The sequence below is a fragment of the Pseudoalteromonas sp. GB43 genome (genome assembly GCF_054923805.1).
In genome coordinates this window covers 252,409-264,391 of sequence record NZ_JBPCHJ010000001.1, presented here as the reverse complement: position 1 = coordinate 264,391, position 11,983 = coordinate 252,409, and the positions used below count along the sequence as shown (strand labels likewise).

General features: G+C 39.7%; 9 protein-coding genes and 3 pseudogenes. 8 read left to right on the top strand and 4 right to left on the bottom strand.

Going from position 1 to position 11,983, the window contains the following annotated elements:
- The first annotated feature begins 51 nt into the window (after nucleotides 1–51).
- From ACRWSG_RS01295 to ACRWSG_RS01275, 5 genes and pseudogenes are all read left to right on the top strand, one after another.
- Nucleotides 52–527 (top strand): annotated as a pseudogene (locus ACRWSG_RS01295) (transcription elongation factor GreAB).
- A gap of 239 nt (nucleotides 528–766) precedes the next feature.
- Nucleotides 767–2,155: pseudogene (locus ACRWSG_RS01290) on the top strand (RimK family protein); the annotation flags it as partial.
- A gap of 3 nt (nucleotides 2,156–2,158) precedes the next feature.
- Entirely contained in the window at nucleotides 2,159–3,262 is a 1,104-nt protein-coding gene (locus tag ACRWSG_RS01285; RefSeq protein WP_462166874.1) for a GNAT family N-acetyltransferase/peptidase C39 family protein, read from the top strand.
- Between the two features lie 30 nt (nucleotides 3,263–3,292).
- A complete protein-coding gene (locus ACRWSG_RS01280) occupies nucleotides 3,293–3,787 on the top strand; it encodes an MgtC/SapB family protein (RefSeq protein WP_054551426.1) in 495 nt (164 codons plus the stop codon).
- A 26-nt stretch (nucleotides 3,788–3,813) separates the two neighbouring features.
- Nucleotides 3,814–4,254 (top strand): GNAT family N-acetyltransferase, encoded by a 441-nt coding sequence (locus tag ACRWSG_RS01275; protein WP_294409738.1) that lies wholly within the window; start codon nucleotides 3,814–3,816, stop codon nucleotides 4,252–4,254.
- 10 nt (nucleotides 4,255–4,264) lie between these two features.
- On the opposite strand, the gene ACRWSG_RS01270 is transcribed toward ACRWSG_RS01275, so the two are convergent.
- The 3 genes from ACRWSG_RS01270 to ACRWSG_RS01260 form a co-directional block, all read right to left on the bottom strand.
- On the bottom strand, nucleotides 4,265–5,173 hold the full coding sequence (locus ACRWSG_RS01270; RefSeq protein ID WP_462165408.1) for a sensor histidine kinase: 909 nt from the start codon (nucleotides 5,171–5,173) through the stop codon (nucleotides 4,265–4,267).
- A 98-nt stretch (nucleotides 5,174–5,271) separates the two neighbouring features.
- Complete coding sequence (locus ACRWSG_RS01265) at nucleotides 5,272–5,463, bottom strand: hypothetical protein (RefSeq protein WP_462165407.1); 192 nt, start codon at nucleotides 5,461–5,463, stop codon at nucleotides 5,272–5,274.
- A gap of 117 nt (nucleotides 5,464–5,580) precedes the next feature.
- Nucleotides 5,581–6,591 carry a GlxA family transcriptional regulator gene (locus ACRWSG_RS01260; RefSeq protein WP_166340305.1) on the bottom strand — a complete coding sequence of 337 codons (1,011 nt, stop codon included), beginning with the start codon at nucleotides 6,589–6,591 and terminating at the stop codon, nucleotides 5,581–5,583.
- A 127-nt stretch (nucleotides 6,592–6,718) separates the two neighbouring features.
- Between ACRWSG_RS01260 and ACRWSG_RS01255 the strand changes: the two are divergent.
- Together ACRWSG_RS01255 and ACRWSG_RS01250 are read left to right on the top strand one after the other, a co-directional pair.
- Nucleotides 6,719–8,616 (top strand): annotated as a pseudogene (locus tag ACRWSG_RS01255) (beta-ketoacyl synthase).
- Between the two features lie 101 nt (nucleotides 8,617–8,717).
- Entirely contained in the window at nucleotides 8,718–9,794 is a 1,077-nt protein-coding gene (locus ACRWSG_RS01250; protein WP_462165405.1) for an energy transducer TonB, read from the top strand.
- Nucleotides 9,795–9,798: 4 nt separating this feature from the next.
- On the opposite strand, the gene ACRWSG_RS01245 is transcribed toward ACRWSG_RS01250, so the two are convergent.
- Entirely contained in the window at nucleotides 9,799–10,215 is a 417-nt protein-coding gene (locus ACRWSG_RS01245; protein WP_199529693.1) for an MgtC/SapB family protein, read from the bottom strand.
- Between the two features lie 227 nt (nucleotides 10,216–10,442).
- Between ACRWSG_RS01245 and ACRWSG_RS01240 the strand changes: the two genes are divergently transcribed.
- Nucleotides 10,443–11,936 carry a BCCT family transporter gene (locus ACRWSG_RS01240; protein ID WP_462165404.1) on the top strand — a complete coding sequence of 498 codons (1,494 nt, stop codon included), beginning with the start codon at nucleotides 10,443–10,445 and terminating at the stop codon, nucleotides 11,934–11,936.
- Nucleotides 11,937–11,983 lie beyond the last annotated feature (47 nt).

Genomic DNA, 11,983 nt, shown 5'->3' with positions numbered 1-11,983 from the left:
AGCCGCTATTTTTCCATAGAATAGCGGCTTTTCTGTTTTAGCTACTTTGATATGAATAAAACACACGTAATTGAACATTTTCGCTTTGCGCTAGAGGCACAACTGCAAAACGCCAAAGCAGCGGCAAAAGCGACCATGATGCAGCAACTCATGAAGAAAGTATTGCTGAAACCCAATACGATACCTTGGGTTTAGAAGCCGCTTATTTAGCCCAAGGGCAAGCTGAGCGAGTTAATGAATGCTACCGTGATATTCAGGCATTCAATACGGTGTTTAAAGAAAGCGAGTTTAATAAGGTTCGTGAAGGTGCATTAGTGTGTCTTATCGATGAGCAAGATAACGCAAAGTGGTTTTTTATGGGCCCAAGTGCAGGTGGCTTAGTGGTTACCGTAAAAGAGCAGCCTATTTATGTTGTAACCCGAGAAGCGCCGTTAGGTAAGCAATTGATTGGAAAGAGCCTTGATGATGAAGTTGAACTCTCTATAGCTGGCAATAAACAACTGTACAGCATAGATCAGTTAATTTAATTATTGGTATTTTTAATCAGTAAATTTCATCTTCAAGTAAAAAATATCTCGTTGGTCACAAAGCAAAAAAACCTCTATAAATCACATCAAGCTTAAGGCTTATACCAATACGCTTAATTACCAATTATTGTGTTTTGGTATTTCAAGCACCCATCTAGTTAAGTGAAGTTTAGCCTCATGCGTTCACTTAATTGGTTGGGTGTTTTTCATTTTATCTATGGCTTAATTTAGGAAAAGTCGTGTTTAAAACCTTGATAGTGGTTGATAACAATGAGCAACGTATTGCTCAAAATTTCGAAAATGTCATTACCTTTGACACCTACTTACGTGATTACCCAAAACATAATGAGCCAAAAACGCGCATTTTAAACTTGTGTGATACAGGGCAGTATTTAAGTAAAGGTTATTATTGTTCTTTGCTTGCAGAAGCGAGAAAGCATCAGGTATTACCGAGTGTAAAAACAATTAATGCGCTACGTAGCGATGAGCACAGCTCGCGTCATAAAGAACTTGCTGGTGGCACTGTATTTTTTGGCCATACAGATCAAGAGCAGCATAGTAAAGCAACCAAAGCACTATTCTCACAATATCCCGCACCTATTTTAGTGTGTGATGAGCAAGGAGTTGTTAAGCAAGGCACGATTGCATCATTAGATGACAAAGCCTTTACAGAATTTGTAAAACAGCTCAGTAGTTTTACAGAGTCAGTATGGCGTATTCACGATAAAAAACGTCGTTACCGTTGGGATATGGCTATTTTGGTTGATCACCAAGAAAAAGTGCCGCCAAGTGATAAAGATGCCATTGCTAAATTCATTAAAGCAGCCGCTAAACATGGTATTTATGCTCAAGCACTTACATTTGATGAAATAACCAATATTGCACAATTTGATGCGTTATTTATTCGTCAAACAACGGCTATCGACCATCCAACTTATCGCTTAGCAAGTAAAGCACAAAGCTTAGGGTTAGTGGTCATTGATGATGCTGAGTCAATACTACGCTGTTGTAATAAAGTGTATTTGCACGATGCCTTTAATTATCAAAAAGTGCCGAGTTTAAAAACGCATGTTGTTGCTGATACAAGTGAAGAGACAATTGATAATTTAGAAGCAAACTTTAGCTATCCGCTGGTTTTAAAAATGCCAGAAGGCTCTTTTTCGAAAGGCGTATTTAAAGTCGCTAATCGTGATGAGTTAGTTGCTAAGTTAACAGAGCTGTTTGAGTTCAGTGCACTTGTGCTTGCACAAGAGTACATGTACACCGAATACGACTGGCGTGTCGGGGTGTTAAATGGCCGTGCAATTTATGCGTGTCGTTATTTAATGGCGCGTAATCACTGGCAAATTTACAACCATGATGCAAAACGCTTTTTCTCAGGTGGTTTTGAAACCTTGCCAACGTTTGAGCTACCTAAAGTGGTACTTGATGCAGCATTAAAAGCTTGTAAAACGGTGGGTAAAGGTTTGTATGGTGTTGATGTTAAAGAGCATCAAGGTAAAGCATACGTGTTAGAAGTGAATGACAACCCAAGTATCGACCATAAAGTCGAAGATGCCTATTTAGGTGATGAGCTTTATATGATCATTATGGATGAGTTTAAACAACGCCTAGAAGCACGGTCGCGGTTAATGAACGCATCTGTTTGTCAAATCCGCTTTGCACAGACTACGGATTTGACGGCTCTTGTCGCCATTGAAGAGCAAAGCTTTAGCCAAGATAGATTAAGTAGCCGTAGTTTAAAACGCTGGATCAGCGCAAGCCACGGCTTATTGATGGTGGCTGAGGTAGATAATCAACTAGTTGGATATGGCTTAGTGTGGTGTCACAAAGGGACACGCCTTGCTCGGTTATATTCACTGGCGGTTTTGCAATCTCAGCAAGGTAAAGGTATTGCTGCGCAGTTACTGCTTGCGCTTGAAAGTGAAACGGCTAAACGGGGCCGTTTATACATGCGCTTAGAAGTTGCGGTAAACAACCAATCAGCAATTCGTTTATATGAAAAACTGGGCTACCAAGTTTTTGGTCATTACAGTGATTACTATGATGACCACAGTGACGCCCATCGAATGCAAAAAAACATTCGTCGTAATAGCGAGTTTAATACCGATAAACACACGCCTTGGTATCAGCAAACTACCGAGTTTACTTGTGGTCCTGCGGCGTTATTAATGGCAATGTCATCATTGAATGATACCGCAATGAGCCAACTAAAAGAGCTGGATATCTGGCGTGAAGCCACGACTATCTTCATGACTTCAGGGCATGGCGGTTGTCATCCTCTAGGGTTGGCACTTGCTGCAATGAAACGTGGTTTTAAAACTGATGTGGTTTTAAATACCCGTGATACCTTGTTTATTGATGGTGTCAGAAGCGAAAAGAAAAAAGCCATTTTGCATACCGTACACAATCAATTTGTAGCCGAAGCAATAGCTGCAAAGCTGCCAGTGAGGTATCAAGAGTTAACCTTGGCCTCCATTGAAGATTGGCTTGCTGAGGGTAAAGCGGTGGTGTTATTGATCAGCACTTATCGATTTGATGGTAAAAAGTCACCGCATTGGGTGTGTGTAACCCATATTGATGAGCATTGCTTGTACGTTCATGACCCGTTTTGTGAGAACGAAAAGCAATTGGCGATTGATTGTCAGCATGTGCCAATAGCTAAAGCCGATTTTACTAAAATGGCGAGTTTTGGTTCATCGCGTCTCAGTACTGCGATGGCCTTTTATTTATAATTTTGATTGTTAGTTTGATTTGGAAGTGCAGTGACACTAAGTAGTTTATTTGATATTGCTCCTTATTCTTGGTCAGCAATAGGTAGCGCCGCATTTTGCGGCGCAATTATTGGTATGGAGCGTCAATTACGCGGCAAACCTGTGGGCATTCGTACTTCAGCGCTCATTGTGTTGGGTACTTATTTGTTTCTATCAACAGCGTTTATGTTACATGGTGAAGATATTGATCATTCACGTGTCGTTGGCCAGATCATTACTGGTATCGGCTTTTTGGGTGCCGGGGTGATGCTTGCAAAAGATGGTGCGGTTGTTGGTGTAACATCCGCTGCAACGATTTGGGTATTAGCATCAATTGGTGTTGTCATTGCCACTGACAACTTACTCGCTGCGATAAAGCTATCAGTGCTAGTGGTGGGGATTTTATATGGCGTAGATGTTCTTGAAGCTAAATTTAAGAGCCTAGGTCGTGGTGTGCATGCCCGTGTAAAACGCTACTCAAAGTTGTATTATCGAAAAGAAAAGTGACATAAGATATCAGATAAGAGTTATTCATGGAGCCTCTTTACGTAATAAAGCCAGCTAGATTAGAAGATTTGTTGTTTATAGATAGTCAAATACCAGAGTTTGATGGCCGAAATACCCTCAGTAAATTACAAGCACAGTGTGCAGATGTTGACCACCTAGCTTTAGTGGCTTATATCGATAATGAGCCTGTGGCCTACAAACTGGGTTATGCGTTAGATTCAAATACCTTTTATAGTTGGCTTGGCGCGGTTGCACCAAAATGTAGAGGGCACGGTATTGCACAGGCTCTATTAAACGCGCAAGAAGCATGGGTTAAAGCCAACAATTACCAAACCATTAAGGTTAAGTCGATGAACCGTTTTCCTGCAATGCTGAGTCTGCTTATCAAAAATGGCTATTCAATTGTAGGTTATGAAGACAGAGGCAGCCTACGAACTAGTAAGATTTTATTTACGAAAGACATTTAAACTTATCAACTTACTTAGGTAAACTAATTAAAAAATGGGCGCCTGCATCACTTTCTTGTACACAAATATCGCCTTGTAGTTGTTGGCTAACTATTTTCTTCGCAATACTCAGGCCTAGCCCTATACCTGATTGATTGCTGCTACCTTTAAAAAAAGGGGTGAAAATTGAGCTTAGTTCATTGCTGCTGATACCGTTGCCGTTATCTTTATAGTGAATTTTTAACACCTCATCAAAATTAAAAATATTAATTTCTATAGCAGGGTCTGCAATATTGTTGAACGCATGCTCCATTGAGTTTTGTAGCAAAATAATGAGTACTTGCTTGAGTAGCTCTATTTCAACTTCAAATTGGCTATGTGGGTTTTGATAATTAATGTCTAATTTAATTGCACGATATTTTATTTGCTCTTTTAAGTGTTCTTGAAGTGATTCTGAAAGCTGAGCTAAGGTAATGACAGTTTTACTAGATTGTGATTTGGTATACAGCAAATCTTGTAAAATTCGTATTTTATGTGCACATGCGGTTAAATTTCTATCTAGCAGTTCATTAGTGTTCTCTAATGTATCTAATGTGTTTTGTAGTGCTTGTTGGCTTAATTGTTTTTTTACTAGTAGGGATTTAGTGTCATTTAAGGCAAGTTTGGTTACATCAACGGTTGTAATACAGTTACCTAAAGGAGTATTAATCTCATGAGCAATGCCTCGAATTAAGGTCTCGAGCTCAGTAAACTGTTGCTGCTCAAACGCTTGTTTTTGCTGATGTAATAATTTTAGTTGCGTCTCGAAGCTTTGTTTAATGGTTTCGAGTAGCTTTATTATTGGCTCATTATATTCATGGGGTTTACTATCAAGGATACAAATAGTACCAAATGGGGTAGTATCTCCAGCACAGATTGGTAAACCCAAATAAGAAATCATATTCAACTTGATATCAGGGTTTTCTTTCCAATCATCATCAATAAGTGCGTTTGGAATATTCAGTAAGTTCTGCGTTTTTACGACATGCTCGCAATAAATTATGAATCTTCTAACTCTTCGCTGTCACCAATTTCATAAGGATTTGCTTGGTTATCGTTTTTTGAAAACACACTAATAATATTGTTTTCTATTTTCATTACTAATGCGACGGGCACTTCAGCAATCAGGGCTAAAACAGCGAGCGTTTTATTCCAACTTTGTACTAACTCATCATAATTTGGCTGATACATTTATCAAATTTACTCAATTACTAATACAACAAGTCAAAGGATAGTAATAATCTTGAATTCAGCAACTTAAATATGATTTATCTGACTTAGCCTGAAATATATTTAGATACTTTAGTTTTAGCCAAATAGTTTCCGTCTAACAACTGTGCGATATTCACTGGGTGTTTGCGAAAGCACTTTCTTAAAAACTCGTGTTAAGTGACCTTGGTCGTTATAACCTACTTCCAGGGCAACTTCTTGAATAGATAAATTTGAAGACGCTAATAACTCTTTTGCAGTTTGTACTCTAAGCTGTTGCCAATACTCAACAGGAGTTTGGCTGGTGGCTTGACGAAATCGGCGCGTAAAGGTGCGGTAGCTTAAACTAAATTGCGCTGCAATTTCTTGCAGGGTTAATTCTGAGGTTAAATTATTTTTCAGCCAAAATTGAATTTGTGCAATGAGCTCATCTGGGTGTTTATCAACGGCACCTTCAAGGTAGCGCTGATCTTCGTAAGGTTTACGAATTTCATGGGAGAAATTACGCTCAACATGTTGCGCCGCTTCTCGGCCGTAATATTGACTAATAATATGCACAATAACATCGGCAAGGGCATTTAAACTCGCAACGGTGTACATGCGCTCAGATTGTGTGATGAAAAAGTCAGGCTTAAGCTGTACTTTAGGGTAGTCACGTTTAAATTGTTCTGCGTAGTGCCAGTGAGTGGTAGCAGGGTGGCCATCTAGTAATCCCGCTTCGGCAACTAAACAATTACCTGTGCCAACACCAATGATATGGCTGCCTTGCTGCCAAGAATCACCAAGCCAGTTCACCAAACTCTTTTGTTTGCTTACTACTGGACGTGGGTTTCGCCAAATCCCGGGAACGATAATTAAGTCACTTACAGGCGCTGTGACGGTTTCACAATCGGGCATAATCGAAAGCCCAGTACGATTGGGGATCGCTTTTAGACTACTTGCAACTAAATTGATGTTTAAGGGTTTAAATTCGTTTTGCTGACGATGGCTTTTAGCAAAGGCCTCGCCAGCTCTGAGCATTTCGATAGGCAGGGTTAAACTGGTTATTAATAAATGGGGATAAACCAAAATACTAATTTCAATAGCTTTTACTTGTTGAAGTTTCGTCACTCTAATTGCTCCGACCAGTTATTTTTGGCCTGTTATGCAGGTTATTTGGCTATTTAAGCATAAAGCGTGTTAATTAATCCATTTAAACTTGGCTTAATTCTCATAACACGTTTTCTCAAGGTTTTTTATGACAGCATTACCCGTTATTGTCGGTATGGGTGGTATTAATGCCGCTGGCCGCACTTCTTTTCATCAAGGTTATCGTCGTATCGTGTTAGACAGCTTGGACGCTAAAGCCCGTCAGGAGACATTCTTAGGCTTAGCGACATTAATGAACTTAGTCACCCTTACTGAAGGTTTACTAAAAGATGCTGACGGCAATACCATTGCCGAATCAGACATCGAAGCTAAGTTCGGTGAACAAATTTTAGCTGGTACACTTATTCGTAAAATTGAAAAAAATCACTTCGATGTTGATGCAACGCCATGGCAGCAAAAAATGACGTTAACAGCGTCTGATGAACAGCAGATTGTTTTTGAAACGCGCCGCCGTGATTTACCAACTCCAGTACCAAGTGCTTGGCAGGTTGAAGAATTAACTGATAAAAAAGTGAAAGTTACAATTAGTGCTGATCTTGCTATTAAACATGACAGTACGCGCGATAATCCAATTAAAGCGGCCGGTCAATTACCAACAGGTTTTGAACCTTCGGCTATGTATAACAGCCGTTATCAACCAAGAGGCTTGCAAGCGACTATCTTTGCCGCAACTGATGCGATTCGTTCGACAGGTCTGGCGTGGCAGCAGGTAATGAATAGCGTTGAGCCTGATCAAATTGGCACTTACTCAGCTTCTGTGGCTGGTCAAGTTGATGATGAAGGATTTGGTGGACTTATTCGTGCGCGTCAGCAGGGCGACCGTGTGAGTACAAAACAGCTTGCACTTGGCTTAAACACCATGTCGACTGACTTTATCAATGCTTATGTAACAGGCAATGTGGGAACAACCTTTACTACATCAGGTGCTTGTGCAACGTTTTTATATAACCTACGTGCAGCAGTAAACGATATTCAAGCAGGACGTACGCGTGTAGCTATTGTGGCGTCTGTTGAGTGTGCTATTACACCTGAAATCGTTGAAGGTTTTGGCAATATGAGCGCACTTGCTAATGAAGAGGGCCTTAAGCGTCTTGATAATACAGATGTGGTTGATCACCGTCGTACCAGTCGTCCATTTGGTGAAAACTGTGGTTTTACAATTGGTGAAGGTGCACAAGTTGCTATTTTAATGGATGATGCATTGGCATTAGAGTTAGGTGCAGATGTGTTAGGCAGTGTTGCAGATGTGTTTGTAAATGCCGATGGCATTAAAAAATCAATAACAGCACCGGACCTGGTAACTACATTACGATGGCCAAATCTGTTGCACTAGCGAGCAGTATTGTTGGCCAAGAAGCAGTACAAAAGCGTAGTTTCATTTTAGCTCACGGCTCAAGTACACCACAAAACCGCGTAACAGAATCACTGATCTATCATAAAGTGGCAGAGACTTTTGCAATTGATAATTGGAAGGTTGCTGCACCTAAAGCGTATGTTGGCCATACTATAGCTCCTGCCAGTGGTGACCAATTAGCTATGGCATTAGGTGTGTTTAGTCACAATATTATGCCGGGTATAACCACAATTGATAAAGTGGCAGATGATGTTTATAGCGAGCATTTAGATATTCGCACTGAACATTATCAATGTGATGCCATGGATATTGCCTTTATAAATTCAAAAGGGTTTGGCGGTAACAATGCTACAGCGACTGTGTTATCACCGGCAATTACATTAAAGATGCTTGCAAAGCGTCATGGTGATGAGGTTATGGCGCAATATCAAGACCGTCATACTCAGGTATTCCAAGCACAAACTGACTATCAGCAACAGGCAGATTTAGGTCAATATGAGCTAATTTATCGTTTTGGTGATGGCTTAATTGATGAAAGTGACATTGAGATTAGTGAAGATTCAATGACAATCCCTGGTTTTGATAAAAAAGTTTTATTATCAAAACCAAACCCTTACCAGGATATGTTTTAAGATCAAGGCATGTTTAAGCACATTCTTGACAGCAAGGCGCTTTTAAAGCGCCTTTTTTAGTGCTATAAATGTTCCTATCAAAGGGAATTGGAGCCATTATCATGATTAAATTCACTAAACTCGCAGCACTTTGTTCACTTATCGCATTACCAACACAGGCTTTAGCACGAGATGTCAACGACTTAGGTGTTGATTTACAGGCCGCCACATCAGCTTACATTGTTAAAAATTCAAACAAACGTTACCCAGGTAGTTATAACGGCTCTCGCCTTGAAGGTTGGGCATTAATGTCTTATGTGGTTGATACACATGGTAAGGCAAAAGATATTGAAGTGATCATGGCATCTGATACTCGCGGCAGCGAAGAAAACGCAGAGAAATACTTAACCAACTTAGAGTTTGCACCCGCTACAAAAGAAGGTAAAACCGTAGAAGGGGGTTACCTATTTTCATTTGAAGTAGGTAAGTATTTTAATGGTTACTCAAATGATAAAGCGAGCCGTGGTTTCATTAATGAATACGATGAAATCAATAAAATGCTACAAGCAAAAGAGTTTAATAAAGCTGAGCAAGCATTGGCTGAGTTATACAAAGACCATACTAAAAACACCTCTGAGCAGGCATTGTTTGCTTGGTTGAAAAGCCAATATTATTATCATCAACAACAATGGTTTGGCTTTGATGAGCAGTTGTCTGTAGCCTATTTACTGCGAGCTAAGTTGCCAACGGATATACAATATTTAGTCGCTAAAAGTGCGCTACAATGGTACAGCTTTAAGGGCGATTTTAATCTTGCTTACAATGCTATTTATGCGTTAGATAATATCGAGGGTAAACAGTTTTCAGAAGAAAACAAACTTGCCACCATCAAGCAAATTGATGACCTATTGGCGCGCACACCGCAGATTAATTCACAAATTAATGTTTCAAAAGATAAGCTGTCATATTTATCTTTATCTCGCGGTTCAATCAAAATTGAAGGCGCGAGCGATGTTTCTAAATTACAGATCCGCTGTGCTGATCAAGTCATTGACCTTGAAGCGAGTGAATCAGTTAACTACGTTATTGATGAGCAAAGCAGACGATGCGGTTTATTAGTTAAATCTGCAAATCCTGCTGAGATTAAAGTGAAACAAACTGGCTATGCCATCGTTAACTCAAAATATGACGCTAGTTAATTGTTTACTTTAAGCGCTTAACATACCTTAGCGTTATGAAATTAATCAACGCCATTAAAAAGGCGATTTCGTAACGACTAAATGCCACAGCAATGCCGATGAGTCCCATGTTCCAAATACTGGCTGCTGTGGCTGTTCCATACGTTGAATTCTTGTTCTTCAAAATTGCACCACCGCCAATAAAACCAATACCCGTGATGATCCCTTCGAGTACTTTTGATTCTGCCTCTGAACTTGTTAAAACAGACATACCCACTAATGCATAACCACAAGATGCAACAGCGACTAATGGAAATGTTCTAAGACCTGCACCATTACTGGTTTTTTCTCGATCAAATGCCATAGGAAGGGCAAGTAAGTAGGCAATGCCTAGGTGAATTAAATTATCGAGAATTTCATACCAATCAATATTAAAGTCCATGCTTTGTTCCTTGCTATAAAGATTATGATAGCTTTGCAATTTCAATACCCGATCAACAAATTACATAAAATGATGAAACTAGGGACATGTAGCCGGGTTTTTAAAAGCATGCCTTGCTATAATTTGCGATTTTTACGCAGTGCTATGTCATTTTTTCAGCCTTTTGGCTGTTTGAATTTCAGTCATGCTAACAGTATCCTAAACACGCTGACAAAATAGGCTTCACATTGAAACATTCCATCTCCTCTCTTGAAAAAACCGCACTTGCACTGTGTATGTTTGGTGCACTGATTGCTGTGATTTTGCCTGATGTTATCACTGAGCAAGTTCAGCCGTTTATACAAATGATTTTAAAATGGACTGGTAGTAGCTTTTTCTTATTGGTGAATTTTTTATTGTTTGCCATCATTATTTTAGCCATTAGCCCACTCGGTAGCCGTAAAGTAGGTGGCGAACACGCTGTTGTTGAGTATTCAAACTTTGGTTGGTTTGCCATGTTGTTTGCAGCTGGAATGGGATCTGGTTTGGTTTTTTGGGGCGTAGCAGAGCCTGCATTACATTCTCTCGACCCTCCACTTAAACAAAGCTTATACCCAGATAGACTAGCTAGTAGCCTCGCTTTAACCTTGGTTAATTGGGGCGCCCATGCTTGGGCACTTTATGCAGTATTTGCGCTCGTGCTTGGGGGATTAACGCAATACAGTGGTAAATCAGGAGATATTTGTGCCCCTGTTTTAACGGCGCTTGGTAATCGCTTTGATAAGTCTGCAAAATTTACTGTGTCGTTTATTGTTAAGTTATTTGCGGTAATCGCTATTTTTTTTGGGGTCGTCGGCACCATAGCTAATTCAACTTTATTGATAAGTAAAGGCGTAGAAATTGAGTTGGGGGTTACTTCAACTTTATTAGTAGGTTCATTAATCGTTTGTTTGTTAGCCGTTATTTATTCGCTGTCGGTTAAATTTGGATTACGTCGCGGTGTACAGTCACTGAGTCTATTTAACGTACTTTTAGCATTTAGTCTGCTTGTTTGGTTGCTAATAGTGGTGCCAATTGAGCCTATTATAAAGATTGCATTTGATGGAACTGGCTACTATTTACAGTTGCTTGCAACCGGCACTTGGCAATTTGATAGCCAGTTAAAAACGCCTGACTGGGCCACTCATTGGACATATAATTATTACTTTTGGTGGTTAGCGTGGGGGCCATTTGTTGGTGTGTTCCTAGTCAAAATTAGTCAGGGGCGCAAGGTTTGGCAATTTATTTTGGCGGTTGTGTGTATTCCAACTTTAGTCACTATAATTTGGTTTGCGACCTTTTCGGGGGCAGCAATTGAATGGGATAGACTTAACCAAGCAGGTATTTTAGTCGCAATAAAACAAGATTACAGCCAAGGCTTATTTGTATTTTTTAATCAACTAGACTGGCAAGGAACCTTGTTTATTTGGGCCAGCTTATTATTACTGTTGATATTTGTTGCCACATCCGCTGACTCTGCAATATTAGTCATAAGAGAACTGGTTAGCTCTGAGCAAAATAACCGCGTAACCCTCTATGCATGGTGTTTAGCATTATTCCTATGCAGCTTTGCATTATTAATGTTACAAGATGAGCCGTTAAATCGTAGCGTTGCAATTTTAGGCGCTTTACCTTTCTTATTAATATTTCTATTGCAGTTGGTTGGGTTTTTAAAAGAGTTTATTCGCGATATTTGTGATTAATCAACAGTTTTTTACAGTTAAACTACGCGTTTGTTATTATGCTTAAA